We start from the raw sequence: 25495 nt of genomic DNA on the forward strand, positions 1-25495 counted from the left end.
GCATGGTGAACGCGACGGCGATCACCACGGTCGGGACGGCCTCGGGTACATCAGCGATCAGGACGGATGGCCGATCGTGACGCTCTCCCGCTCGGCGCGGGTGAGTTTGACCCGGGCGAGGCGGATCCGCTGCCCGCCCTTCACTGGTCGCGGAAGGGCCACGGTGAGCGGTCCCTCGTCCTGGGCGCCGAACAGGCAACCGTCCGCTTGTGGAAACACCACCGTCGCGGGAATGGCGCGAAAGACGCCGATCTGCTGCTTGAGCACCGCCAGTCGGTGGATGTCGAATGCACGCGCCACCGTGGCCGCGCGGACCGTGCGCAGGGCGCCCGCGAACACCCACGTCGGCATCCGCGGGCCTGAGACGAGCATGAACGGCTTCTGGAGATCACGAGCGCGAGCTTCACCCCTGCCGCCGACCAGACGCTGGTCGTACGTGATGGTGGGCGAACCCTCGCCACCCCATTCGGCGAGGCCGCTCGGTGCCTGCAGGGCGACCCAGCCGTCCTTGCGGAAGATCCCGAACTCTCGCCGGAGACGGACCTGTATCGACACCACCGAGATGGCGATCAGCAGGAGGCCCGTGGCGACCCACCCTGCCACGGCCGGCCTCGAGAGCCATTCCCCGAGCACGCCGATGCCGGGCTCGGATGCTGTCGTGAAGGCATCGACCAGTCCGAAGACCTGTGGGATCAGGAACGGGATCCCGAGCACCAGCCCGAGTATGGAGTACTCGCCTTCAGTCTTCAACCGGCGACGGAAGCCGCCGAGGGTGCTGATCTCCTGCTCGATGCTCCACCGCAACTCGTCGAGGCGGCGAGGATCGACGCTCGCTTCCCAATCCGGGCCGAGCCAGCCACGCACCGGCCCACTGTCGTTCCGAGGAATGCTCACAGAACCAGGGTAGAGGCACCGCCGCACTGCTCGACGAGTGGCCGAGAGACGTGTTCCGACTCAGTAACCGGTTGCGACATCCGCTTGGGGAAGCTATCTTCCTATAAACACGTTCCATGAACATTGGGGGAGATGATGATTCGCAAGAAGATCCTGGTACTGCTCACGTCCGGACTGGTGGTCGCCGGCGGACTCGGCGGTGTGGCGGCTAACGCCGTGGCGAGCTCCGCGGAGGCGCCGGCGGAGGCGACCGCGACGCCGACCGAGAGCGCGACGCCGACCGCGACCACGCCGCCCACCGAGTCCACGCACATCAATGAGTTCTACCTGCAGGGCCTCTGGCAGCGATTCTTCGAGGTTGGTACAGCCGCGATGGCGTCCTGCATGACTGAAGCGGGGTTCGGGTTCGACGACACCAGCTTCGACGGGATGCCGCCAGGTCTGAGCGAGGCCGACCAGGACGCCTGGCAGGCGGCCGCGGTCCCCTGTCGTGAGGAGCGTGACGCGGCGACCGCTGCTGCCGAGGCGGCCTACGTGCCGACCGAGGAGGAGCGTGCCACGGCACTGGCGTTCGCGACGCAGTACCAGGGCTGGATCGATGCGATGCGCTCGTGCATGGCTGATCGCGGCCACGAGTTCGTGGGCGCCGTCGACATGACGCTCCAGGCTTACCCGTATCCCGAAGGTCAGCAGGCGACCGGGATGCCCGACGGCCTGTCTCCGGAGGAGAGCCACCAGTGGAAGTTGGATGCCACCGGCTACGACTACTCCTTCCCCGAGTCGGAGCAGAGCACCTGGGAGGCGTCCTGCGGTTTCGTCGCCGACGCCGCCTACGGTGGGCCCGGTCACTGATCGGTCTGTCGAGAGTCGGTCTCGTGTCCGCCACAGAGCGTCGGACACGAGACCGGCCACCGAGTGGGTGAGGATGGGGCCATGCGCGCAATCTTCACGGACATCGTCAACGGGGCCGAGCAGCAGGTCCGAGACCGGATCGCACAGGATCCGTCGGTCGTCGGAGCCGTCGCCGCGGGTACGCCGAAGCAGTACGCCGGACAATCCACTCTGCAGGTGGCAGTCCGTTCCGGCGAATTCGCCATCGCGCATTTCTTGCTGGCGAGCGGCGCCGATCCCGGGTTCGTCGACGTCGATTCGCCGAGTGGATGGGCCAAACCTGTGCTCCACGATGCGCTCGTGGCTGCAGTGCAACGCTCACGCTGGATGCGTCAGACGTTCACTGCGCAGTCGGAGCGAGCGTTCCGAACGGTGAACAGCGCATCGAAGTCGGACGACGCGTACAGCGTCGTCGTGGCGCTGCTCGATGCGGGCGCCGATGTACGCGCAGTGGATTCGAAAGGATGCACGCCGCTCGGTCGCGCCGCACGCGCAGCACACGACGTCCTTCCTCGCAGGCCGCACGGACAGCCCGATGCGCGAGACGGCAGACCGTTGAACCCGGAGCTCGTCGAAGACCTCTCGCGGATCTTCGACCTCCTCCGCCAGCGTGGGGCCGACCCGGCACTCCGAGAGCCGCAACTGGACATGTCGTTGAGCACCTACTACGAGACTGAACTCGTCGGGGCCTTCCTCGCAGGTCGCGCGCGACCGGATCCCGCACCGTAGTCGACGCCTGCCCTGCCCATGGTGGGGGCAGTGGAGTGCGGGGTCATTCGGCTTGGAAGCCCTGGTCGTCGGTCTGTCGACGATCACCTCCTGGCTGGATGTCGGTCCGAGTCGTCATCCACGGTCACCGGATGCGTGTTCCGGCGTGGCGGGCCGGGCGAACGGAGCCCCCGGCGAGGACGAGCAGCGAGCTGGCTGGGATGGCGAGTACAGCCATCCCCGCGGCGGAGAGGAGCGCCGATTGGCGCAGACGTCGTAGGGCGGCTCCGAGGTGTCTGTCGAGACGATCCCGCGAGCGACCATCCGGTCGCCTCCCGCGCCGAGCTCGCGGGGCCAGACGGCGACGACCACGGATGAGCACACGGTGGTGTATCCGGGATGATCATCGCCGTCGACCCGCTCGTGGACGGTCGACGGGAGGAACGCGAGCACGCCCATCGCCACGACGGACGCCAGCCCGGCCACGTAGTGACACTTAACGCGCATACGTGACACCAACTGGTGGGATCGTGACAGGTCGGTCCAACCGGCCGGCAACCCGGTGCGGGGATCAGCGCGGGCCGACGGACGCGCTGCCCGCGGGCGCTGACGACGCGGCGTCGAGCAGCTCGAGCACGTGGCGGTAGTCCTCGCCCGTGGCGCGGGTCATCCCGAGTTCGCAGGTGCGGTTGCACGATGCGTGCGCGTCGGCACTCAGGGCGGCGACCTCGGCGGCCTCGGCCTTCGTCGCGGACGCCGTCAGCTCGGGGTGCAGCATGCCGCGGTCGCCGGCGAAGGCGCAGCAGCCCCAGTCGTCCGGGACGTGCACGCGCTCGGCCACGGCTTCGCCGATCAGCACGAGATCCGGGTCGAGGCCCATCTGTCGTGAGGAGCAGGTCGGGTGCAGGACGAGTTGCTCGATCTGCGCTGACACGTCGACCCGGGGCAAGATCTCCCGGGCGGCGAAGGCCACCGCGTCCTCGACGACCACGCCGCTCTCGCTGAGGAGCTTCGCGAAGCCCTCGGTGCAGCTCGACGCGTCGCTGACGACCACGAGCCCACTGTCGGCCACGGCCGCTCGGATGCGTTCGACCGTGCGTTGCTCGTTCACCGCAGCACCGGACGCGAACCCCTTCGACGACCACGGGGTGCCGCAACAGATCGACTCGACGCCGTCGGGGACCATCATGCTCAGGCCCGCCCGCTCGAGCAGTCGGGTGAAAGCGCCCATGACGCCGTCCCCACCGTCCGCCGCGCCGAACATGCTGTTCACGCACGCCGGGACGTAGATGCCGACGGTCGGACCGTCACCGGCGCCCACCGTCCGGCCGAGTGCCTTCCGCGAGCGTCCGCCGCCCGGCAGATCGCCCGAGTACTTCGGCACGGTGTCCGCGCCGAGCACGGCACGCGCGACGTCCGTCACCGCACCGACCACCGGGGCCGGCAGGAGCTTCGCGCCGGAGAGCGCGACCGAACCGATCCTCGTGACCGGCCCCCAACCGGTGGCAGCAGCCTTCCAGCCCGCGGCGGCGACCGGAGCCGCCTCGGTGCGCCGGATGCGCTTGACCAGCGCGCCGGTGTTGATCTGGACCGGGCACGCCGTCTGACACATCCCGTCGACGGCGCAGGTCTGCACGCCGGCGTAGTCGTAGTCGTCCGCGAGCTCCTCCGCGAGGGTGATGTCCCCGCGGGCGCGAGCGGACTCCTCGGCACGGCGGACGACGATGCGCTGCCGCGGCGTCAGCGTCAGATCGCGACTCGGGCAGACGGGTTCGCAGTACCCGCACTCCACGCAGCGATCGACCTCCTCCTCGACCGTCGGCTGGAGCTTGATCCCTTGGAGGTGCGCCTGGGGATCCTCGTCGATCAGCACGCCGGGATTCATCACGCCGGCCGGGTCGACCAACCGCTTCAGCTCGAGCATCACCCCGTACAGTTCGTCGCCGTACTGCCGGCGGACGTACGGTGCCATGGCGCGACCCGTGCCGTGCTCGGCCTTCAGGTTGCCGCCCGCCGCGAGGACGAGGTCGACCATCTGCTCGGTGAAGCCGTTGAACCGGCCGAGTGCGGCGTCGCCCTCGAACCGGTCGGTCAGCATGAAGTGGATGTTGCCGTCCTTCGCGTGGCCGAAGATGACCGAGTCGCGATAGGCGTGCTGCACGAAGAGCTCCTGCAGGCTCGCGCAGGTGTCTGCGAGGGCGGCGGTCGGCACGACGATGTCCTCGAGGAGGGCCGTGGTGCCGGAGGGACGCGCTCCCGCGACCGAGGCGTAGAGGCCCTTCCGGAGTGCCCAGGCGCGCGACCGTTGGGACGCATCGCTCGAGAACACCACCGGCGCGTGCACGTCCAGACCGTTCAGGAGCACACCGCCCGCCGTCGCGCGGTCCCTGAGTTCGACGGCGTCCTCGGAGCGGTACTCGACGAGGAGTGCCGCGTGATCCTGCGGAGTGAAGCCCTGGATCTCCGCCGGGCTGCCGGGGAGACGCTGCCCGACGGTCAGGGAGGTGGCGTCCATGAGCTCGAGCGTCGCGGCTCCGGACGCGACCAGCTCGGGCAGCGCGCGCGTCGCCGCGTCGAGGGAGGGGAACACGGCCAGCGCCGTCGACACCAGTGGGAGGACGGGGACGGTGCGGAAGGTCGCCTCGGCGACGAATGCCAGCGTGCCCTCCGAGCCGATGATGAGGTGCTGCAGGACGTCCACGGGTGACTCGAAGTCGAGGAACGCGTTGATCCCGTACCCCATGGTGTTCTTCAGGGAGAACTGGCGCTCGATGGACGCGACCGACGCCGGGTCCGATCGCACGCGGCGCTGCAGGCGCTCGATACCCTCGGCGAGTTCCGGTTCCGCTTCGTGGAGCTGTCGGTCGGCCGTCGGGTCGGCCGTGTCGATCGTGGTGCCGGACGGGAGGACGAACACCATCGACTCCAGCGTCCGGTAGGTGTTCTCGTCGATCCCGCAGGCCATGCCGCTGGAGTTGTTCGCGATGACGCCGCCGATCGTGCACGCCACCTCGCTCGCCGGGTCCGGGCCGAGGCGGTAGCCGAGTCGCGTGAGTCGCGCGTTGACCTGCGCCACCGTCGCCCCCGGCTGCACCCGGACGCGCTTGCCGTCGTCGAGGACCTCGATGGACTTGAACCGCTGCCTGGTGTCGACGATGATGCCGGAACCGGACGCCTGACCGGACAGGCTGGTGCCACCCGACCGGAACGTGACGGGCGCGGCGGACCGCGTCGCCGCCCGGAGGATCGATGCGACCTCGGCAGCGCTCTCCGCGATGACGACCGCCTCGGGCGTCAGCAGGTAGTGCGATGCATCCCCGGCGTACGCGGCCAGGTCGATCGCCCGGGTGCGGATCCGCGAGGGGTCGCCCACGGCTTCGCCGATGGCTTCGGTGATGAGGGATGGGACGGTGGTCGGGTGTGCCACGAGGCTTCCTTCTCGAATGCGGGCGTCAGCGGGGTGCAGGGGAGCGGGGTGCTGCGTTGCGGCTGCGGTGGCCGGACGCCTCAGAGGATGGGGCGTCGTCGGCCATCGCCCGGCCGATTCATTCGAAGCGTTGCCAGTCCGGCCGATTGTCGTAGGTGTAGCGATAGTAGTCCGACAACCGCAGCCCTGATGCCGCTGCCTCGTCGACGATGACGGTGGCGTGCTCGTGCAGCTGGAGCGCCGACCCGGGGACGAACGCGCTGAGCGGTCCTTCGACGGCGGCCGCGACGGCGTCCGCCTTCCCCGCACCCTGGGCGACCAACACGAGCTCGCGCGCCTCGAGGATGGTCCCGAGTCCCTGCGTCATGCAGTGGGTCGGCACCTCGTCGGGCGAGTCGAAGAAGCGGGCGTTGTCCTGTCGGGTCTTCGGCGCGAGGGTCTTGATGCGCGTGCGTGACGCGAACGACGACGTGGGCTCGTTGAACCCGATGTGCCCGTTCGACCCGATGCCGAGGATCTGCACGTCGATGCCGCCGGCCTCCGCGATGGCCCGGTCGTACTCCTTCGCGGCGGCCGCGAGGTCCGCGGCGCGACCGTCCGGGACGCGGACGCGCGAGGGGTCGAAGCCGAGCGGGGCGACGACCTCGCGCGCGATCACGCTGGCGTACGACTCGGGGTGGTCGGCCGGGATGCCCACGTACTCGTCCAGCGCGAAGCCGCGCGCTTCGGCGAACGACAGCGAGCCCGCCTGCACGCGACGGGCCAGTTCCGCGTAGATGCCCTGCGGGCTGGACCCGGTCGCGAGGCCGATGACGGCCTGCGGCCGCCCGGCGACGATGGACGCGATCTTCGCGCCGGCGACGCGACCGACCTCGGCGGCGTCGGGAAGGATGATGATCTCCACGGTGTCCTCTCGTTCCTGCTCAGGCGCTCGCCGCGGCCACGGCCGAGCGGACGTCGCCGTCGTGCGATTCCAGCAGCCGGGCGGCCGTCGCTGCGTCCACGTCGGCGAGGAGCATGACGACGGCGGTCTTGGCGTGGGCGCCGGCCTGCTCCAGGGCGGCGTCGGCGATCGGCCGTTCGACACCGGTGGCGTCGGCGACGATCCGCTGCGCGCGGTCGACGAGCTTCTCGTTGGTCGGCTTCACGTCGACCATGAGATTGGAGAAGACCTTGCCCGAGCGCACCATGGACGCGGTGGACAGCATGTTGCACACGAGCTTCTGTGCGGTGCCGGCCTTCAGACGGGTCGAACCGGTGAGCGCCTCGGGGCCGGTCATCACCTCGATGGCGATGTCCGCCTCGGCGCTGATCCGGGCGTCCCGGTTGCAGGACACAGCGATCGTCCCCGCGCCCAGGTGGCGTGCGTAGCGCAGGCCACCGATGACGTACGGGGTGCGACCACTGGCCGCGAGACCGACGACGACGTCCGTGGGGCGGAGGTCGGCCGCGATGAGTTCCGATGCGCCGAGCTCGATGTCGTCCTCGGCACCCTCGACGGCGACGACGAAGGCATGCTCGCCCCCGGCGATGAGCCCCAGGACCTCGGAGGGGTCGGTGCCGAAGGTCGGCGGGCACTCGACAGCGTCGAGCAGTCCGATCCGGCCGCTCGTCCCTGCACCGAGGTAGACGAGTCGCCCACCCTGCCGGCGAGCCTCCGTGATGCGTTCCACGGCGCGCGCGATGCTCGGCAGTTCCGCTCGGACCGCGTCGGCGACGAGTCGGTCCTCGTCATTGATCACCTCGAGCAGCCGGAGCGTGTCCAGCGTGTCGAGGTCGACCGTGCGTGGGTTGCGTCCCTCGGTGGAGAGCGCTGCCAAGGTACTCGATGCTTCAGGCACGAACGGCCCTCCGTTCTGGGTCGGACGGGCTGACGCCGTCGTGGTGGTCCGTGGGGCTGTCGACGGTCATGCTTCGAACCGCAGCGAGCGAGGCGGCCCGTCGAGCGTCCGCGCGGGGAGCGAGTGTCCGGGGACGATCGCGCCCAGGACGCTGCCGTGCGAGGCGCCGGTGGCCGAGGGGAGGGACCCCGCCTGGCCGTTCACCGTCAGGAAGCCGAGGACGGCGAAGGCGAGCGCTTCTTTTGCATCGGACGGGAGGCCTGCGTCGTCACTGCTGACGACGTCGGCCTCGGGGAGTGCAGCCCGGATGCGCGCGACGAGCTGAGGATTGCGCACTCCACCACCGGCGAGGATGACGCGCTCCACCCCGCGGACGGCGTCGGCGACGGTCCGTGCGGTCAGCTCGGTCAGGGTCGCGACGAGGTCCTCGATCGGAAGCGTCGGACGGCCGGCGAGCTGCTCGCGGAGGTAGTCGAGGTGGAACAGTTCCTTGCCCGTCGACTTCGGGGCCGGGCGCTGGTAGTACGGCTCGCTCAGGAGGAGGTCGAGCGTCTCCTCGTCGACGGTGCCACGCGCAGCGAGCTCGCCGTCGGCGTCGAACTGCCGGGCGCCGCCGGTGTGCTCGGCGACGACGGCGTCGATGAGGGCGTTCGCCGGTCCGCTGTCGAACGCGATCGGGTCCTGGCCCGGCCGCACGATGGTGGCGTTGGCGATGCCGCCGAGGTTGACGGCCGCAGCGGTCTCACCGCCCAGCCAGAGCGCGTCGATCATGCTGACCAGCGGAGCACCCTGCCCGCCGGCCGCGACGTCACGCGAACGCAGGTCGGCGACGACGGTGCAACCGGTGCGTTCGGCGATCCACGCCGGCTGGCCGAGCTGGAGCGTACCCTCGACCCGGCCGTCCTCGACCCAGTGGTACATCGTCTGGCCGTGGGAGACGATCAGGTCTGCCTCCCCGTTGCAGAGCTCCGCGACCGCTCGGACCGCGAGGTCGGCGAAGGCCTGCCCGATCCGCGTGTCCAACCGACAGATGTCGTCGACACTGGTGGTCGCCGGTGGCAGGGCTGCGGTGATCGCGGCTCGCAGTTCCGGGTCGTACCCGGCGGTGAGCATCCCGAGCGGGCGGACGACGAGGGTGTCGCCGTCCACGCTGATCTCGGCTGCTGCGGCGTCGATCGCATCGTGCGAGGTGCCGGACATGAGGCCGATGACGCGCATCGGGCGGCTCACTTGCGCAGCTCCGCCCGGTGGGCGTTCCCGCGGAGCGTGGCGATGGCGATCGCGCTCACGAGGCAGGTCGCCATCACGTAGTAGGCCGGGACGTCGACGTTGCCGGTCGAGGCGATCAGCGAGGTGATGATGAGGCCGGCGCTGCCCGAGAAGACGGCGTTCGAGATCGAGTAGGACAGTCCGAGACCGGTGTACCGCACGGAGGTGGGGAACATCTCGGCGAGCATGGCGGGGCCAGGGCCTGCGATCAGGCCGACGACCGCGCCAGCGACGAACACGGCGAGGCCGTGGACACCGACGCCGAGCTCCGGGTTCTGCAGCACGTTGAGCAGGGGCAGCGCCAGGATCACGATGAGCCCGGTGCCGGTGAGCATCACCCAGCGCCGACCGATCTTGTCCGACAGCCAGCCGGCCGGGAGGATCGTCGCCGCGAAGCCGGCGTTCGCGAGGACCGTGGAGATCAGTGCCTCCTGGAAGGACGCGTTGAGGCTGCTCTGGAGGTAGGAGGGCATGACGACGAGGAAGGTGTACCCGGCGGCGGACCAGCCCATCAGGCGGCCGATCCCCAGGAGGATCGCCTTGGCGGTCTCTGCAGCACCCGCACGCACGACCACCGGCTTGGCGACGTCGGTGGTGTCTGCGGCGGCGACCTTCTGGAACTCCGGGGTCTCCTCGAGCTTCAGGCGGAGGAACAGGGCGACCGCGCCGAGGGGGATGGCGAGCAGGAAGGCGATCCGCCAGCCCCACGCCGCCAGATCGGCTTCGGACAGCAGGGATGCCAGCAGGGCGACGGTGCCGGCGCCGCCGAGGAGTCCGAGCGCGACCGTGAACGACTGCCACGATCCGTAGAAGCCACGCTTCCCGGCCGGGGCGAACTCGGTCATGACCGAGACGGCGCCACCGAACTCGCCGCCGGCGGAGAGGCCCTGCAGGATGCGCACGATCGTGAGCAGGATGGGCGCCGCGATGCCGATGGAGGCGTACGTCGGGAGGATGCCGATGAGTGCGGTCGCCCCGGACATCATGACCAGGACGAGGATGAGCGTCGGCTTGCGGCCGATCCGATCGCCGATCCGGCCGAAGAGCGCCGCCCCGACCGGGCGGAAGAAGAAGGCGATCGCGAAGGACGCGTAGGTCGCGATGAGCGACTCGATGCCGGTCTGCTGGCCGTCGCTGAAGAACTGTGCGGCGAGGATCGTGGCGAGGAACCCGTAGATCCCGAACTCGTACCATTCGATGAAGTTGCCGACGCTGCCGGCGACGATGGCCCGGCGTCGGGCGGTGCTGCTGATCACGTCGCTGCGTGGTGTGGAGCTGGTCACGGGACCTCCCTTGGTTCCTGGATCGTGCATGCCGGCAGCACCCGCGGTACTCCGCCACACGTGTCGGCCAGTCCGCACCTGAGGAGGGCACTGGTCGCGAGTCGGTGCAACAAACATACACAATTCGATGGTGGATGGTAATTTCCATACATCCCGACGACGGGTGCCGACGGTACAGTGTTGACGGTCGAGAGGAGCACCGATGGGAGCCGACGTCCACCGGACATCACGGGCGGTGTCCACCGAGGTGCGCGCCCGTCTCGACGAACTCCGTCCCTCCGAACGGCGGATCGCCGAATCGCTGCTCGCCGACCCGGGCGCCTTCGCGACGCGGTCGGTCGCCGAGATCGCGGAGGAGGCCTCGACCTCGACGACGACGGTCGTGCGCTTCACGCGCAAGATCGGCTACGACCGCTTCAAGGACTTCCGACACGACCTCACCGAGGAGAACCTCCGCGAGCGGCTCGCGCTCGCCGGGACGAACGTGCAAACGCCCGACATCGTCGCCGGAGACAGCCTCGACGACATCGTCGCGAAGGTCGCCGCGAACGAATCGCTCTCGATCGCCGACACCGCGCAGGCGCTCGACACGGCAGCCCTCACCCGTGCGGTCGCCGCGGTCGCCGGCGCTCGCCGGGTCGACATCTTCGGTGTCGGAGCGAGCTCCATCGTCGCCGTCGACCTGCAGCGGAAGCTCTCACGGATCGGGCGCGTGGCGCTCGAATGGCCCGACCCGCATGCCGCCTGGACCGCCGCTGCGATCCTCGACGAGCAGGCGGTCGCCGTCGCGATCTCGCACTCCGGCGCGACCGCTGACACCGTCGACTATCTCCGGCTCGCGGCCCGCTCCGGGGCGACGACCATCGCGATCACGAACCACGCGGAGTCGACCCTGGCGAGCAGCGCGGACATCGTGCTCCAGACGTCCGCGCGGGAGACGGCGTTCCGGTCGGGAGCGCTCGGGAGTCGGATCGCACAGCTGATGGTCGTCGACTGTCTCTTCATCGGTGTCGCCCAGGTCGACGCTGAAGCGTCCATCGGTGCGCTGCAGCGGACCTTCGACGCGGTAAGGGAGCGTCGCTCCTCCGAGTGACGTCGACCGAGCGGCTGCGCTCCGTGACGACGGTTGAATATTTCGCATTCGTCGTATAACGTCTTACATATCAGTTACTCAAAAGAGTCGATATGCGGCGAGACCTGACGTCCTCCCCGAGGCGTCGTCATGACGTTCCGCCGCACCGCCCCTTCACCGGATGTCGATGACCCGCGTTCGCGACAGCTTCGGTGAGGCCCACCCATGCACCGCGCCCCCTAGGAGAACCATGTCCACGAAACGGACGACGAACCTCATCACTCTGACGGTCCTCGCCACCGTCGGCTCGACGCTGATGGCCGCGCCGGCTCACGCGGCGTCTGCACCGATGACGCCGGACCACCCGATCGGAACCACCGTCCCGCCCCTGACCAGCGATGGCGTGACCGGCCTGACCGGAATGGACCAGACCACGCTGGCTGATGGCCAGACCTACCCACTGCGATTCCGCGAGCCGGACCCGTCGACCGGCAAGGTGCTCCCGCCGGCAGTGATCGGCGAGGTCCAGATGGCCGTGTCGACCAGTGGTCGGACAGATGCCGGTACCTTCCTGCCGACGATCGGACCCAAGTTCAACAACGCCGAACAGACGCCCGTCGGGCAGGTGTACGCGGATTCCTGGACGGTCTTCAACAACGAGGGGAGCGCCACCTACACCTTCGACTTCTCCGGTCTGCAAGGTGGTGCCCTTCCCGCCGGCGCGGTCCTGGCCTTCAACGACGTCGATGTGTGCCGCGACGGGGCGTCGGAGAGCGCACAGCTGTCCTCCGATGTCGCCGGGTCCTGGCTGGATTACCGGGCGGACACCGGATCCGGAACCCCCGGCGCGGTCACGGTGGATGCGGAGACGGGTCAGGTCGACATCAGTTCGGTGTGCCCGGCCGGCGCGAACGGCGTCACGCAGACCTTCACCACCAACACCGAGATCTCCGACCTCACGATCACGCTGAACGGCTCCTCGCCGAACACCACTCCCATGTCCGGGTTGTGGTGGGCGTTCGAACTCCCGCTCGAGGAGGTCGCACCTGCCATCACGATGGAGAAGTTCACCAACGATCACGACGTCACCGAGGCACCCGGCCCGGAGATCGTGATCGACAGCGCCGTCGCCTGGACCTACCGGGTCGGCAACGCCGGCAACACCCACCTCACCGAGGTCGCCGTCACGGACGACCAGGTCGACGGCGCCGACATCGTCTGTGGTGATGGCGGCAACGTGATCGCGCTGCTCGCCCCCGGCGAGTCGGTCACCTGCGTCGCGAACGGAACGGCGATCGACGGGCCCTACATGAACACCGCGATGGCCGTCGGTGCCCCTGCCGACTCGACCGGTGCCGCGCGACCCGACCTGGAGACCGTGTCGGTGTCGGATGCCTCGTGGTACACGGGCGTCCCTGCCGCAGTGACTCCTGTTGTGCCCACCGATGGGCGTCCCGGAGGAGAGCTGGCACGAACGGGTGCGGAGCTGTGGGCGTCGGTGGGTGGCGCACTGGCGCTGCTGGCCGGAGGCGCGGCGTTCCTGCTCGTCCGCCGCCGGAACGCCTGAGCCGAGTTCCTCAGCGAGACGACGTGATCTCGACGAGCGGCGGAGTGCTTGGCTGGGTTCAGAGGATCCCGGTCAGCACTCCGCCGTCCGCACGCAGGGCCGCGCCGTTCGTCGCCGCCGCCAGTGGGCTCGCGAGGTAGGCCGCCAGCGAGGCGATCTCCTCGGGCTCGATGAAGCGTTCGAGCAGCGTGGTGTGGTTCTGGCCGATGATCGAGGCCTTCACGGCGTTGACCGGTGCGGCCTGCGATGCGGCGATGGATTCGATCGTCGCGGCGACGCCGTCGGAGTAGGTCGGGCCGCCGAGGATCGTGTTGACCGTCACGGCGGTGCCGCGGGTCAGCTTCGCGAGTCCGTTGCCGAGGGCGATCATCGCCGCCTTCGTGACGCCGTAGTGGATCATGTCGGCGGGGATGTTCACGCCGGACTCGCTGCTGATGAAGAGGATGCGCCCCCAGCCACGATCCAACATGCCTGGCAGGGCGTGCCGGGACAGCCGGACGCCGCTCATCAGGTTGACCTCGAGGACGTGGGACCAGTCGTCGTCCGAGATGGCCTCGAATTCCGCGAGACCGAACTGGCCCACGTTGTTCACGAGGATGTCCACGGCGCCGAGGTCACCGAGCAGTCGCTCGACTGAGGCGGGATCGGCGAAATCCGCGACGATCCCGTCGTGGCCGGCATCGGGGTGCGTGCGCCGAAGCGCGGCGACCGCGTCCTGCACCGCCTGCTCGGAGCGTCCGTTCACGATGACGCGTGCGCCTTCGGCAGCGAGCCTCCGCGCGACGGCGGCACCGATGCCGCCGGTCGATCCGCTGATGAACGCCGTCCTGCCGCGGAGTTGTAGGTCCATGTCGTCTCCCTCTGTCGGCGATACGCCGCCTCACTTGCTCAGGCAAGTCACTCTAGGTCGGTTTACTTGCTCAAGCAAGTCGAATAGGCTTGCCCCATGACCGATTCCGCCGAACATCCTGGCCTCAGCGGCGAGCGGCTCGCGGCCTGGGCCTCAGTCGCCACCTTGGTGGAGCGGCTTCCCGCGGCACTCGACGCCCAGCTGCAGCGAGACAGCGGGCTGAGCCACTACGAGCACGGGCTGCTCTTCGCGCTCGACACCGCCCCGGACCGCACACTCCGGATGAGCACGCTCGCCGGGTACGCGAGCAGCACGCTCTCGCGGCTCTCCCGCGCGGTCTCGCGACTCGAGAAGCAGGGCTGGGTGCGACGCGAGGTCGACCCCACCGATGGGCGGTTCACGCTCGCGGTGCTCACCGACGACGGCCACGCGCACGTCGCCCGGTCCACGCCGGCGCACCACGCCCTCGTCGAGGAGCTCGTCTTCGGCTCGCTCACGGAGGCGCAGGTGCGGCAACTGGCCGAGATCAGCGCGAGGATCGCGACGACGATCGATCCGACCGTGCCGTGGGCGCCGTCGGAGTGAACCTCGGAAAGACGTCCTTGTGGGCGCGCTCACGCCGGGCGTAGCTTGACCGCATGAGCCTCTTCATCACGTGTCCGGTCGAGAGCGTCGAACGCGCGACCGCCTTCTACGACGCCCTCGGCTGGACCCGCAACGCGGCGATGTCCTCTGACCAGGTCTCCTGTTTCGAGATCGCTCCCGGGCAATACGTCATGCTCGGGAGCCGAGAGATGTACGCGAGCGTCGGCGGCACCGAGGAGCTGATCGGCGGACCGGACACGCCCTCGAAGGTGACGGTCTCCTTCGACCTCGGCAGTCGCGAGGCGGTCGACGAGCTCGTCGAGCGGGCCGGTGCCGCGGGTGGACGGATCGGCGACACCGACGACTACCCGTTCATGTACCAGCGCCAGTTCGACGACCCCGACGGGTACCACTACTCGCCGTTCTGGATGAAGCCCGACGCCGAGCCGACCGCCTGAGTGACCTCCCCGCGACACGGCGCGGCGAGCAGGTCGCCGGGCGCGAGGTCGCGGGGGAGCAGCACGCGCTGCTCGGTTCCTGCCGCGCTGTCGAGGTGGAACGACACTGTGTGCGTCGTCGACGCTCGCCCGATCAGCCGGAGTTCCGACCAGCACGGTTCGACGTCTGCGAGACAGGCGTCGAGGGTGAGGTGATGGCCGTCCTCGCCGAACGTCGCAGTGACGACGCGCGCGACGACCACGGAGGTCCACTCGACCGGAGACGGGCATCCGCCTGTGCCGGGGATCACCGCTGCCGCCGAGTGGACGCACGGGGTTCCGCACTGCTCGACCAGGCGCAGCATCGGAACGTCGTCGACGATCACGTCCGTGGTGCTGAGGTGGGTGTGTGCCGGCCAGCGGTCGGGGAGGAACGGGTCCGGGATGCTGCGGCGGAGTGAAGGCAGGATCGTCGTGAGGGTCATGACCTCCGGTCTACGCCTCGCCGTCTGCGCGAGCGACCGCCCTCACGGGATCCATACGCCGATGACCGGAACGCAGACGGTCTCCTCACGTCGTGCGCGGGCGAGGGGACATCAGGCCTCGACCGTGGCTTGCGTCTCCTGTCAGAGTTCGCGCGCGAACGACACCGTCGTGGCCGTGCGTCCGGTCTCGGCGAGTCCCGCCTTCAGGAGGACCCGCTGGGATGCGAGGTTGGTGACGTCGGTCTCCGCGGCCGCCCGTTCTGCGCCATGCGCTGCGACGAACGACAGTGCGCCGGCGACTGCTTCCGTAGCGAGTCCGACCCCGCGAGCGGCGGGAACGAGACCGTAGCCGAACTCGACGCGACCGTCGCTGTCGGGCGGTCCGAAGAAGCCGAGTCCACCGACGGCCGAACCGTCGGCATCACGGATGAGGTACATCGTGAAGATCGGGTCGCTGACGGTCGATTCCGCGAGACCGCGGAGCGGACCGAGCTCATCGGCGAAGGGGTACTCCGGGTGCCAAGCGTCACCGTCACGCTCGTCGCGTTCGACGATGCGTCGCGCGAGCGCAGGTGAGATCGGTTCGAGGGTGGTTCGTTCGGTGCGGATGATCATCGACGCCAGTCTGGCAGGGGCCAGACGCGCATGATCGCCATGCGGTATCCGCCGGTCTGACGCCGCCGCCAAGAGCGCCCGTTCTGCTCTTGCCTGGAGTCTCAGGGGACGGATCGCGCACTCTCGGCGGCCTGCTCGAGGACCTCCAGCTCGTGACGCACATGGTCCAACGCATCCCCGGGGTGGCGATGCTGCAGATCGTGCAGCATGAACCGGCAGGCCCAGATGCGTGCGGCCGTCGACGCCTCGTCGAGGTTCGCGCCGTCGGTCCAGCCCGCGAGGAACGCCCGCCACACCGGCTGCTCGAGCAGCGGCATCGCGTGCGGGTCCAGCCGGAAGATGGCGGAGGTCCTGGCCCGGTCGTAGTCCGGCGACCCCGCCCCGGCGTTGGTCCAGTCGATGACGGCGGTCACGCGGTCGTCCGGGCCCAGCAGGATGTTCAACGGGTGGAGATCGAGATGCAGGAGCGAGCGCTTGCCGTCGATGGAGGCGAACGCCGGAGGGGCGGTGACCGTCCACAGCGCCGCCTGCGCACGACCGCAGGCGAGACCCCTCGTGAAGGCCCGCTCTGCCGTCACGCCGCTGAGATCGGCGGCGACGGTGCCGTCGACCCGCTCGATGAGCGCGGCCGCCCATGGTCCACCGTCGGTCGGGACGAAGGTGCCGAGGGCCGCCGGAACCGGCACCGACACGGAGGCTGCGTTCGCAGCGGCGAGTTCGTGCGCGATCGTCTCAGGGGAGCCGAGGCGCAGCACGACGTCGTCGATCCCGAACACCCGCCCGGTCATCCCGCCGAGCGGCTCGAGGCGTTCATGATCGAGCCCGAAGTGGTCGCTCGCTTCGATGAGGGCGCGACGGAATCCGCGCTCGTTGTCGTCGACCATCACGTCATCGTAGGTGAGGTGCGCCGTCGGGTCACGGGTGTGGTCACCGTCACCCCAGCGACGAGCGGGCCGCGGCCGAGCGGCGCTGCCATGTCGCCGTAGCGGCGACGAGGGCGGCGGTGACCGCCAGGCCGAGGACCGCTCCCATGGCGACATCGTGGACGTAGTGCACGCCTTGCGCGACCCGGCCGGCGGCGACGAGCGCCGCCAGTGCGAGCGCCGAGCACGTGACCCACCATCGGCCGACGGCGATCGCGATGACGACGGTCGCTCCAAATGCGAGCGTCGCGTGGTTTGACGGCAGTGACCAGTCACCGGCCGGCGGGCATTCGGTCGCGATCGACCACCGGGTGCATGGTCGGGGTTGGGCGAAGAGGAGTTTCAGTCCCTCGCTCGCGGCGTAGGCGAGGCCGACCCCGGCGGCGCCGGCCAGCAGCCGCGCCCGCCGTTCCGGGTGGCGGATCCAGGCGAACGCCGCCGTCGAGATCGTCGTCGCCGCCAGGAGCGCGAGGCCGATCTCCGAGGCGAGTTCGACGTTCGGGATGGCCGAGCCGAGGGAAGCGAGCCAGCGCGTGCCGACGACGCTGACGCTGGCCGGTGCTGGGACGACGAGTAGGACGAGAGCGATGAGGGTCGCAGTGGCGAACGGCAGTAGGGCGCTGCGACGTGGTACAGAGAGCGGCATTCCTCGACCGTATTGACTCGCCACCGGCATCGCATCGGACTCCGGTTGGCCTTGATGTCGGCGCCGAGTCGGATGCGGAGGGCGCTGAGATCGTGCAGTCGGCGCGTCCGGCGCTGCACGTGTGTGGTCGGAAGGCCACTCCCAGCTTGAGCTGCGTTCGCAGTACAAGTTTGTGCTACCTTGTCAGCACAAGGCACGCTGCGCTCCGTCCGACGTTCTGAAAGGTACCGATGCTCACGACACTCCTCACGCTGCTGTTCGAGGTCAAGCAGATCCTGCCCCTCGAGAACGCACTGACCTTCGGCTTGGCGATCTTCGCGCTGTCCTGGGTGCGCCCGCGTCGCATCGTCTCGTTGCCCGAGCGAGGCTTCCGTCACACCGTGCTCCGCTGGGCAGGGACGGCGGGCGCCGTCGCGATCGTGGCCGCCGCGACCCTCGCGAGTGCTCTGAACGTCGGCGTGTACGACGCGTCCGGATACGACGGTTGGTGGCGGCGACCGGCACCGCTCGTCGTGGCGACCCTCCTGATCGTGATCGCGGCGCTCGCCTTACGTCGTGTCCCCGTGCCCGCGCCGGGTGAGCGAGCGATCACGCCGCTGCGGGCGTGGAACACCTTCGCACCACGGGTGTCGCTCTGGATCGCGGGCATCGCGGCGTCGCTCGCCCTGGTGACCGCCACTTGGCAGATCGCCAGTGCGACGACGGCGCCTGAGAACGGCCAGTTCTTCGGACACGTCCCCGACTATTCGCCCCTGCCGATCTACACGAACTTCAACAACGGGTTCGGTTACGTGTCCGGCTCGGGGTGGCCGAACCACCTCGCCACGGTCATCGTCATCCTGCTCGCGGCACTGACGCTCGTCCTCGTGCTCCGCACCGACGCCAACCGGCCGATCCTCGCCCGGTCCACCGCGCCGAGTGTCCGCCCGGACCGCGAGTCGACCGCCCGGGTGTTCACGCTCCTGATGCTCGCCGGCCTCACCGCCACGCTCGGCGCAGTCTGGATGCATGTGGGGTCGGCGGGGACGTCGCTCGTCGGGATCGACGAGTACTGGGTGTCGGAGAACGTCTCGAACACGCGCCTGTTCATCGACGGCGGATACAGCGCGATCGCCCGGCCGATGAACCTCGCCGGCTACGCCCTCCAAGGAGCCGGTGTCGCTCTGGCGCTCCGAATCGCGGTGGACACCGTCAGAGCGGCGCTCGCCACACGAACGCGCTCCGACGTGGACGTCGAGTTCGCCGGGTCGGGTCGATGAACCACCTGTCGGCCGACGAGATCACCGAACTCTTCCGCGGCGCGATCCGGTCAGGGCTGCTGGGAGACGGCGAACGCCTCCCGACGGTGCGGCAGACCGCTCGGGACTTCGCGGTCGCCCAAGCCACGGCGGCGAAGGCCTATCGGGCGCTCGAACAGGAGGGTCTCGTCGTGACCCGGACCGCGGCCGGCACCCGTGTCGCCCCCGGAGCCTCGCGCGCGCCGCAAGCGGTCATCGAACGGGCTCGTGCGCTCGTCGAGGCGAGCGATGCGGCCGGGGTTGCCGTCGAGGACGTCCTGGCGATCGTCCGTGCGATCGCGAACCGTAGCGCGGAGGAGCCGTCGACGGCGGACCGGCTGGACGGCTGACGGAGCCGGCGCGCACCGAGACCGAGGGGCTATGCCGCGCCACTATGCGCGTCAGCCGGGAGAGGATGGAAGCATGACCGCTCTCTCCGGAATCGATATCGCCGCCGAACTCCGACAGGTCGAGGCCCATTGGACGCCTCGAGTGGTCGGGCGGGTCAACGATCAGTACGTGAAGGTGGCGAAGCTCCTCGGGCAGTTGGTCTGGCACGACCACGCGAACGAGGACGAGATGTTCCTCGTCGTCTCGGGCACGCTCCGTATCCAGCTCCCCGACGATGAGGAGGTCGTGCTCACGCCGGGCCAGTTCTTCGTGGTGCCGCGGGGCGTGCAGCACAATCCCATCGCCGACGAGGAGGTCGAGATCGTCTTGATCGAGACCGTCACGACCGCCCACACCGGTGACGTGATCGTCGAGGGCACGGTGCCCGTCGAGCGTCAGCTGGGCGACTTCCGCTGAGGACATGATCGCCGGACGGCACTCGACCGTAGGGTGGGCGGATGTCTGTTCCGGATGAATCACGTTGGACCACGCTCGGGAAGACGACGGTCCACCGAGGTCGAGTGACCTTGGTCGACCACGAGGTCCGATTGCCGGACGGGTCGCGATCGAGGTATCTCGTCGACGAGAGCGTTCCCTTCTCCGTCGCCTCGCTGATCATCGACGGCGACGACGTGCTCCTCGCCCGGCAGTACCGATACCCGCTCGACCGCTGGATCCACGACCTGCCGGGCGGTGCCGGTCGAACGGACGAAGCCCCGCTCGAGGCCGCCCGGCGTGAGCTCGAAGCGGAGCTCGGTATCGTTCCGGACGACCTCCGACCGATGCACACCTTCTTCATGAACCCGGGGCGGGCGTCCTGGCCGACACACCTGTTCATCTCGACTCGAGGCATCCGTTCCGGCCTGGTGGACCTGTCGGATCCCGCGGAGCAGGTGCGGCTCGTGCGCATCCCGCTGTCCGAGCTCGACGCGCTGATCGCCACCGGAGCGATCGTCGACCCACCGCTCATCGTCGCCCGAGCCGCGGCGGCGGCCCAGGGCATCGTCCCGCCGCTCGGAGTGGCCAGCGAGTAGCGATATCGCTGAGCACATCTGACCGAGAGCTCGAGCAGGCGGGACCGGTCGCGCTCCCTCGATTCGGGTACGCTCTCGGCGTGAACGAAGACGAGACGCTCGTCCACGTGAGGCACGACGCGCCGTGGCTGCCTCCCGGAGGCAGGGCCGATGTGATCCGCCGGACGACGCCACCCCGGCCGATGTCGGTCGTACGTTTGCTCCTCCGCGACTCCGACCAGGTGTTCTGCGTGCCGAGGCAGGGCACAGGGCGGCTCGATCTGCCAATGCTCGAGGCTGTATCCGATGACGTGGACGGGACGGCGGCCGTTCGTGAGCTGGCGCAACGCATCACCGGCGAGGCCATTGGCCTTCGGTTCATCGGCGCCGTGCGCAACGTCGTGGAGGCGCTGGCCGACGGATACGACTGGCCGGTCCCTGCCGCCCACTTCGGCGTGTGGGCTTCGGACGCGACTCCGATGGTTGACGGAACCTGGGTGCGTCTCGACGATGACGAGCATCAGCTGCGCGACCGACACTGGTACCCGTTGGTGGGCTGAGCCGACAGCTCAGCTGGGCGACCTGACTGGAACGAGGCAGTCGACCTCGCCGTCGCGCCGATAGTGCTCGATGTGGGGGCGGTCTTCGTCGTGATCAGCAAGGTCGAAGAGCACGTCGAACGCGCCGGCGATCTGCGCGTAGACGCCGGGCGTCTCGCCGCGAAGACGCAGCCTGAGGTAGTCGCCGCCGGGGACCACGGTCTCTTCCAGGCCGAGCGGGTTGTCGGCATCCCGGTCCAGCCGCGCGGACGCCATACGGTACCTGTCACTTCCTCCGTAGACCAGGCCCATCATCCTGCGGCCCCGCAACGAGTCGAACGAGTTCTCGAACGCCGGCCAGGCCGCCTGCACCTGCTCGATGTCGAGTGCGACGTCCTGACTGAGGGCGGCGATGTCGTCGAGCGTCACGACGTCGATCCGGCCGAGCTCATGCGTCATCGGGAAGTGCCTCATGCCTCGTGTCTAACACGTGCCGCCGTGGTAAGAAGGTCCCCATGCGCCGCGCCGTCAGCACTCTCCTCGCCCTGTGTCTCGTCGGCGCACTGGCGGGGTGTGGTGTGTTCGACCGTGGGCCGAGCTACGAGTCTGCCAAGGAACAAGCGCTCTCCCTGCGTCAGGAGTTCGAAGCGACCTTGCCGGACGGAGCGTCGACGGTGAGCCAGAACGACGTGGAACTCGCCTGCAGCGGCGGTGCCGTCCAGTACGACGGCAGCATCACCGTGAGCGTCGCGGAGGACTTCGATCGCAACGCCTGGTTGGACGAGGCTGCAGCGATGTATGCCGACAGGGCGGCCTGGAAGGTCGAGAAGGTGGTCGCAGCCGACGACTCCTCAGACCTCACGAGTGGCGTCTCCTTCATCTCCGATGACGGCTACTACGTGCGTCTCGACGAATTCGCTGACACGTCCGAGTGGGGGCCGGTCCTCGTCCTGGGCGCGTCGGGTCCATGTGTGCGTCGTTGAGTCGACCGTTCGCCCGAACACCAGCGGAGACATCCGCCGAGGGATCGACGTCGGGTCATTGCGACGGCCGGACTCGGCCATCACACGAACGGCGCACCCGAGATCACCCGGGTGCGCCGTCCGACTCCGGCGTTGGTTCCCTTACTGCTCGATGAAGGCGAGGAGGTCGGGGTTGATGACGTCGGCGTGGGTGGTCAGCATGCCGTGCGGGAAGCCCTCGTAGACCTTGAGGGTCGCGTTGCTGAGGAGCTCGGCCTGCTTGATGACCGCGTCCTTGTACGGCACGACCTGGTCGTCATCGCCCTGCATGCAGAGGACCGGCACGGAGATCGCCTTGAGGTCCTCGGTCTGGTCGGTCTCGGAGAACGCCTTGATGCCCTCGTAGTGCGCCACGGCGCTACCGGTCATGCCCTGACGCCACCAGTTGTCGATGACCGGCTGGGACACGGTGACACCGTCTCGGTTGAAACCGTAGAACGGGCCCGAAGCCACGGCCTGGAAGAACTCCGCCCGGTTCGCGGCGAGCGCGCTCCGGAAGCCGTCGAAGACCGAGATGGGTGTCCCTTCGGGGTTGGCGTCGGTCTGCACCATCAGCGGAGGCACGGACGAGACCAGGACGGCCTTCGCCACACGACCCTGCGGCTCGCCGTACTTGGCGACGTACCGCGCGACCTGGCCGCCACCCGTCGAGTGCCCGATGTGGACGACGTTGCGCAGGTCGAGGTGCTCGACGACCGCCGACACGTCGCTGGCGTAGTGATCCATGTCGTGGCCTGAGCCGATCTCCGAGGACCGCCCGTGTCCCCGCCGATCGCTGGCCACCACGCGGTACCCCTTCGACAGGAAGAAGAGCACCTGCGCGTCCCAGTCGTCCGACGACAGCGGCCAACCGTGGTGGAACATGATGGGCTGCGCCGCCGGGTCGCCCAGATCCTTGTAGTAGATTTCCGTGCCGTCGTCCGTTGTCACGAATGGCATGACTGACCTCCAAGCTCATGTCGAGCCAAGCCGTGCTCGGAACGACTCTCGCGAATTCCGCTTCCACGGAATGTGGGAGCGCGACCACGGTAACGCGACGCGGCGGCCGATTCACCGGTCTGTCGAAAGTCCCGACACCTGTCCAATCCGGTTGGTGCAGACGTCCAGTTCCGAGCGGCCGAGAGTGCTCGTTCTGCACTTCCGGAGCAGTTCGGCGAGCAGAACGGGCACTCTCGGTGGACGGATCGTTCAGCCGCGGTCGGCGAGCCACGTGCTGATCGCCGCGGGTAGCTGCGTGAAGTCCTCGACGGCGGTGTCGGGCTCGATCGGAACGCCGTAGCGCTTGCCAGTACGGTCGGCGTCGACGGCCACGGTCAGATTGACGACCGAACCGTCGTAGAGGCGGACCGGCTGGTTGGCCGTGCTGAAGCCGTAGCTCGGTTGCCCGAACACGTGCACGTCCGACTGCCCGATGAAGGCGATCGCGACCGCCTCGGCGGAGCTGCCGGTCATCCCGTCGATGACCACGGCGATCGGGCCGTCCACCTTCGGCTGCGGCTTCGTCGCCGCGCTCTGTCGGTTACCGTCGGACGACACGGCGCCGCCCGACACCGAGACGACCGTCGACCTGTCGACGGACTCGAAGGTCTCGACGGTGCCGTCGTCGAGCAGGGGTGCCACGGCGGCCACCATCGGCCACACGTTGCCGCCATGGTTGTCCCGCAGATCGACCACCCATGCCGACGTGTGGGGCGCGGCGGCGGTGATCGCGTCGACGGCCGTGTCGATGTATCGCTGGCCGAAGGAGTCGCTCCCGGAGCCGCCACCGATGAGTGTCGGGAGCCGGATGGTCGTCACACCGTCGGTGGACGTGACGGTGGGCGGTTCGTTCTCGGCCTCGGACCCCGACGACGGGCCGAACAGCTCCGCCGCGGCCGCAGGATCGTTGAAGGTGGTGTGCGGACCTCCCAACTCGGTCGCCGCCTCCGCGATCGGTCCGTAGGTGTCGGCGTAGTCGGAGGCGTCCGCGACGGAGGCCATGGCCCGTGCCCGCACCTCGGCGTAGCGTTCCGGTGTGGCCGCGACACCCTGTCGCATGGCGTCGAGCGCGACCTCCGCGTACGTCTGCGGCGACGGCGGGACGAGGTAGATCCCGTACGACCGCAGGAGCGGCGCGGCGACGACCGCGCCGCCGACCACCAGCGCGAGGAATGATGCCGTGACGACGGCAGCGATGAGGCCACGCCGACGCCGACGACGTCGCTGTTCCATGGGGGCCGGTGATGGCAAGGGCGGTCGACTGCGGGTGATGCCGGGCATGCCTCCAGGCTACAAATCGTCGATGGTCGAATCGTCAGCCCGCAGGACGATCCCGCTCGCGGAGCATCATCCGCAGGCGGGACGTGGCGGATGGATCCCACACCGAGGTGGCAGGATGCGGTCATGAGAAGTCACCATGTGAGCCGGGTCATCGGCGCTTCGCCGGAAGCCGTTTACGAATACGCGTCCGACATCGACAACCTCCCGCGGTGGGCGGCCGGTCTCGCGCAGGCCGAGGTGGTCCGCGAGGGCGACACACTCTTCGTCGAGTCGCCGATGGGTCGGGTGGAGGTCCGGTTCGTCGAGCGCAACCGCTTCGGTGTGCTCGACCACGACGTGACCCTGCCGTCGGGGACCGTCGTGACCAACCCGGTCCGCGTGCTGGCGCATCCGGAGGGTGCCGAGGTGGTGTTCACCGTGCGGCAGATCGAGCTGGACGACGACGCGTTCGCGCGGGACATCGCGATGGTCGAGGCGGACCTCGAGCGCCTCGACCACCAGGTCGCTGAGCAGGCAGGCGTTCGTCGATGACGCGGAGCACCGGTGGGGTCGTCGCCGTCGCCCTGGCCGGTGGGCTGGTGCTCGGGCTCGTGGGGTGCGCCTCCGCTACTCCGTCCCCTTCGGCGTCGCCGAGCTCCCCAACCTCGGCGCCAACGTCGGCCCCGCCCACGTCGATGCCCGACCGGTCCGTCGAGTTTCAAGCCTTAGAGGCCGAGTTCAGCGCGCGCGTCGGCATCAGCGCCGTCGACACCGGCACCGGTGCGCGCCTGTCATACCGGGCTGACGAGCGCTTCGGGTATGCCTCGACGATCAAGGCGCTCGCCGCAGCGGTCTTCCTCCACGAGGTGCGCGGTTCGGCGCGTGACGAAGTCGTCACCTGGTCGGCTGAGGATGTCGAGGCGGCCGGCTATTCGCCGGTGACGAGTGAACAGGTCGAGACCGGCCTGACTCTGTCGCAGCTCGCCGAGGCCGCCGTCCGGCGGAGCGACAACACGGCCCTCAACCTCGTCCTCGCCCGGATCGGTGGGCCGGCAGCGCTGGATGCAGCGCTGGGTGCGCTCGGCGATGAGGTGACCGAGGTCGTCAACGCGGAGCCGCTGCTGAACGTGATCGAACCGGGCAGCACCGATGACACCACCACCCCTGCCGCGTTCACCGACAACCTGACCCGCCTCGTCGACGGCTCCTACCTGGAGCCCGCCGACCGGGCGACGCTTCTCGCCTGGATGAGCGGCAACGCGACGGGCGACACCCTCATCCGGGCCGGTGCGCCGGCGGGATGGCAGGTGGCCGACAAGTCCGGGGGTGCGGGTGGGATCCGGAACGACATCGCGATCATCGACCGGCCGGGCGGCGACCCGATCGTCCTGACCATCCTCACGAACACACTCGATCCCGAGCGGGACTATGACGACGCGCTGATCGCGGCGGTGGCGAGGGTCGCACTCGCTGACTTCGATCGATAGCGGTCGCTCACCGGAGTGTCCGTGGCGATCCCAGCT

The 25495-nt window shown here is 69.1% G+C and carries 28 protein-coding genes; 14 read left to right on the forward strand and 14 right to left on the reverse strand.

Annotated elements, in window-relative coordinates; all coding sequences use genetic code 11:
• Positions 1-57 precede the first annotated feature (57 nt).
• A complete protein-coding gene (locus tag IFT89_RS00825) occupies positions 58-894 on the reverse strand; it encodes a hypothetical protein (protein WP_137243001.1) in 837 nt (278 codons plus the stop codon).
• A gap of 132 nt (positions 895-1026) precedes the next feature.
• On the opposite strand from IFT89_RS00825, the gene IFT89_RS00830 reads away from it, so the two are divergent.
• Both IFT89_RS00830 and IFT89_RS00835 read left to right on the forward strand, forming a co-directional pair.
• Positions 1027-1746 (forward strand): hypothetical protein, encoded by a 720-nt coding sequence (locus IFT89_RS00830; RefSeq protein ID WP_202937945.1) that lies wholly within the window; start codon positions 1027-1029, stop codon positions 1744-1746.
• A gap of 81 nt (positions 1747-1827) precedes the next feature.
• Positions 1828-2514: a hypothetical protein gene (locus IFT89_RS00835; RefSeq protein ID WP_192019580.1), complete on the forward strand. Its 687-nt coding sequence runs from the start codon at positions 1828-1830 to the stop codon at positions 2512-2514.
• A 550-nt stretch (positions 2515-3064) separates the two neighbouring features.
• On the opposite strand, the gene IFT89_RS00840 is transcribed toward IFT89_RS00835, so the two are convergent.
• The 5 genes from IFT89_RS00840 to IFT89_RS00860 form a co-directional block, all read right to left on the reverse strand.
• Positions 3065-5920 (reverse strand): FAD-binding and (Fe-S)-binding domain-containing protein, encoded by a 2856-nt coding sequence (locus tag IFT89_RS00840; RefSeq protein WP_307783362.1) that lies wholly within the window; start codon positions 5918-5920, stop codon positions 3065-3067.
• Positions 5921-6038: 118 nt separating this feature from the next.
• A complete protein-coding gene (gene nagB / locus IFT89_RS00845; protein WP_202937946.1) occupies positions 6039-6824 on the reverse strand; it encodes a glucosamine-6-phosphate deaminase in 786 nt (261 codons plus the stop codon).
• Between the two features lie 19 nt (positions 6825-6843).
• Positions 6844-7740, reverse strand: coding sequence for an N-acetylmuramic acid 6-phosphate etherase (gene murQ, locus IFT89_RS00850; protein WP_213014117.1), 897 nt, complete (start codon positions 7738-7740; stop codon positions 6844-6846).
• Between the two features lie 87 nt (positions 7741-7827).
• The gene (locus IFT89_RS00855; protein WP_137243008.1) at positions 7828-8979 is read right to left on the reverse strand and encodes an anhydro-N-acetylmuramic acid kinase; all 1152 of its coding nucleotides are present in this window, start codon (positions 8977-8979) and stop codon (positions 7828-7830) included.
• A gap of 8 nt (positions 8980-8987) precedes the next feature.
• Positions 8988-10313 (reverse strand): MFS transporter, encoded by a 1326-nt coding sequence (locus tag IFT89_RS00860; RefSeq protein ID WP_202937948.1) that lies wholly within the window; start codon positions 10311-10313, stop codon positions 8988-8990.
• A gap of 202 nt (positions 10314-10515) precedes the next feature.
• On the opposite strand from IFT89_RS00860, the gene IFT89_RS00865 reads away from it, so the two are divergent.
• Together IFT89_RS00865 and IFT89_RS00870 are read left to right on the forward strand one after the other, a co-directional pair.
• Positions 10516-11406: a MurR/RpiR family transcriptional regulator gene (locus IFT89_RS00865; protein WP_202937949.1), complete on the forward strand. Its 891-nt coding sequence runs from the start codon at positions 10516-10518 to the stop codon at positions 11404-11406.
• Between the two features lie 229 nt (positions 11407-11635).
• The gene (locus IFT89_RS00870) at positions 11636-12952 is read left to right on the forward strand and encodes a DUF7507 domain-containing protein (protein ID WP_202937950.1); all 1317 of its coding nucleotides are present in this window, start codon (positions 11636-11638) and stop codon (positions 12950-12952) included.
• A gap of 58 nt (positions 12953-13010) precedes the next feature.
• Here the strand turns inward: IFT89_RS00870 and IFT89_RS00875 are convergent, their stop codons facing one another.
• Entirely contained in the window at positions 13011-13802 is a 792-nt protein-coding gene (locus IFT89_RS00875; protein WP_202937951.1) for an SDR family NAD(P)-dependent oxidoreductase, read from the reverse strand.
• 96 nt (positions 13803-13898) lie between these two features.
• Between IFT89_RS00875 and IFT89_RS00880 the strand changes: the two genes are divergently transcribed.
• Positions 13899-14387 (forward strand): MarR family winged helix-turn-helix transcriptional regulator, encoded by a 489-nt coding sequence (locus IFT89_RS00880; protein ID WP_202937952.1) that lies wholly within the window; start codon positions 13899-13901, stop codon positions 14385-14387.
• A 53-nt stretch (positions 14388-14440) separates the two neighbouring features.
• Positions 14441-14845, forward strand: coding sequence for a VOC family protein (locus IFT89_RS00885; RefSeq protein ID WP_124767731.1), 405 nt, complete (start codon positions 14441-14443; stop codon positions 14843-14845).
• Here the strand turns inward: IFT89_RS00885 and IFT89_RS00890 are convergent.
• The 4 genes from IFT89_RS00890 to IFT89_RS00905 all read right to left on the reverse strand — a co-directional run bounded on the left by IFT89_RS00890 (position 14800) and on the right by IFT89_RS00905 (position 17493).
• Positions 14800-15309 (reverse strand): hypothetical protein, encoded by a 510-nt coding sequence (locus IFT89_RS00890; protein WP_202937953.1) that lies wholly within the window; start codon positions 15307-15309, stop codon positions 14800-14802. The genes IFT89_RS00885 and IFT89_RS00890 overlap by 46 nt on opposite strands.
• A gap of 141 nt (positions 15310-15450) precedes the next feature.
• Positions 15451-15924 carry a GNAT family N-acetyltransferase gene (locus IFT89_RS00895; RefSeq protein ID WP_192003922.1) on the reverse strand — a complete coding sequence of 158 codons (474 nt, stop codon included), beginning with the start codon at positions 15922-15924 and terminating at the stop codon, positions 15451-15453.
• Positions 15925-16025: 101 nt separating this feature from the next.
• A complete protein-coding gene (locus IFT89_RS00900) occupies positions 16026-16808 on the reverse strand; it encodes a phosphotransferase (RefSeq protein ID WP_202937954.1) in 783 nt (260 codons plus the stop codon).
• Positions 16809-16857: 49 nt separating this feature from the next.
• Complete coding sequence (locus tag IFT89_RS00905; protein ID WP_202937955.1) at positions 16858-17493, reverse strand: phosphatase PAP2 family protein; 636 nt, start codon at positions 17491-17493, stop codon at positions 16858-16860.
• 230 nt (positions 17494-17723) lie between these two features.
• Between IFT89_RS00905 and IFT89_RS00910 the strand changes: the two genes are divergently transcribed.
• The 5 genes from IFT89_RS00910 to IFT89_RS00930 all read left to right on the forward strand — a co-directional run bounded on the left by IFT89_RS00910 (position 17724) and on the right by IFT89_RS00930 (position 20733).
• Complete coding sequence (locus IFT89_RS00910; protein WP_202937956.1) at positions 17724-18752, forward strand: hypothetical protein; 1029 nt, start codon at positions 17724-17726, stop codon at positions 18750-18752.
• On the forward strand, positions 18749-19120 hold the full coding sequence (locus tag IFT89_RS00915; RefSeq protein ID WP_202937957.1) for a GntR family transcriptional regulator: 372 nt from the start codon (positions 18749-18751) through the stop codon (positions 19118-19120). Before IFT89_RS00910 ends, IFT89_RS00915 begins: the two co-directional genes overlap by 4 nt.
• Positions 19121-19193: 73 nt before the next feature.
• The gene (locus IFT89_RS00920; protein ID WP_071262105.1) at positions 19194-19577 is read left to right on the forward strand and encodes a cupin domain-containing protein; all 384 of its coding nucleotides are present in this window, start codon (positions 19194-19196) and stop codon (positions 19575-19577) included.
• A gap of 41 nt (positions 19578-19618) precedes the next feature.
• Positions 19619-20194 carry an NUDIX hydrolase gene (locus IFT89_RS00925; RefSeq protein WP_202937958.1) on the forward strand — a complete coding sequence of 192 codons (576 nt, stop codon included), beginning with the start codon at positions 19619-19621 and terminating at the stop codon, positions 20192-20194.
• 80 nt (positions 20195-20274) lie between these two features.
• A complete protein-coding gene (locus IFT89_RS00930) occupies positions 20275-20733 on the forward strand; it encodes an NUDIX hydrolase (RefSeq protein WP_124767725.1) in 459 nt (152 codons plus the stop codon).
• 9 nt (positions 20734-20742) lie between these two features.
• Here the strand turns inward: IFT89_RS00930 and IFT89_RS00935 are convergent, their stop codons facing one another.
• Entirely contained in the window at positions 20743-21141 is a 399-nt protein-coding gene (locus IFT89_RS00935; protein ID WP_307783365.1) for an AraC family transcriptional regulator, read from the reverse strand.
• A gap of 86 nt (positions 21142-21227) precedes the next feature.
• Here IFT89_RS00935 and IFT89_RS00940 point away from each other — a divergent pair, with 86 nt between their 5' ends.
• A complete protein-coding gene (locus IFT89_RS00940) occupies positions 21228-21695 on the forward strand; it encodes an LptM family lipoprotein (protein WP_124767723.1) in 468 nt (155 codons plus the stop codon).
• Between the two features lie 141 nt (positions 21696-21836).
• Here IFT89_RS00940 and IFT89_RS00945 read toward each other — a convergent pair whose 3' ends face one another.
• On the reverse strand, positions 21837-22673 hold the full coding sequence (locus IFT89_RS00945; protein ID WP_202937959.1) for an alpha/beta fold hydrolase: 837 nt from the start codon (positions 22671-22673) through the stop codon (positions 21837-21839).
• Between the two features lie 249 nt (positions 22674-22922).
• Entirely contained in the window at positions 22923-23993 is a 1071-nt protein-coding gene (locus IFT89_RS00950) for a S41 family peptidase (RefSeq protein WP_202937960.1), read from the reverse strand.
• A 123-nt stretch (positions 23994-24116) separates the two neighbouring features.
• On the opposite strand from IFT89_RS00950, the gene IFT89_RS00955 reads away from it, so the two are divergent.
• Together IFT89_RS00955 and bla are read left to right on the forward strand one after the other, a co-directional pair.
• Positions 24117-24524, forward strand: coding sequence for an SRPBCC family protein (locus IFT89_RS00955; RefSeq protein WP_202937961.1), 408 nt, complete (start codon positions 24117-24119; stop codon positions 24522-24524).
• Positions 24521-25459 (forward strand): class A beta-lactamase, encoded by a 939-nt coding sequence (gene bla, locus IFT89_RS00960; protein ID WP_202937962.1) that lies wholly within the window; start codon positions 24521-24523, stop codon positions 25457-25459. The genes IFT89_RS00955 and bla overlap by 4 nt, the downstream gene beginning before the upstream one ends.
• Positions 25460-25495: the final 36 nt, after the last annotated feature.

Origin of the sequence: Plantibacter sp. CFBP 13570 (assembly GCF_014841395.1) — a bacterium.
Classification (GTDB): Bacteria; Actinomycetota; Actinomycetes; order Actinomycetales; family Microbacteriaceae; genus Plantibacter; species Plantibacter auratus.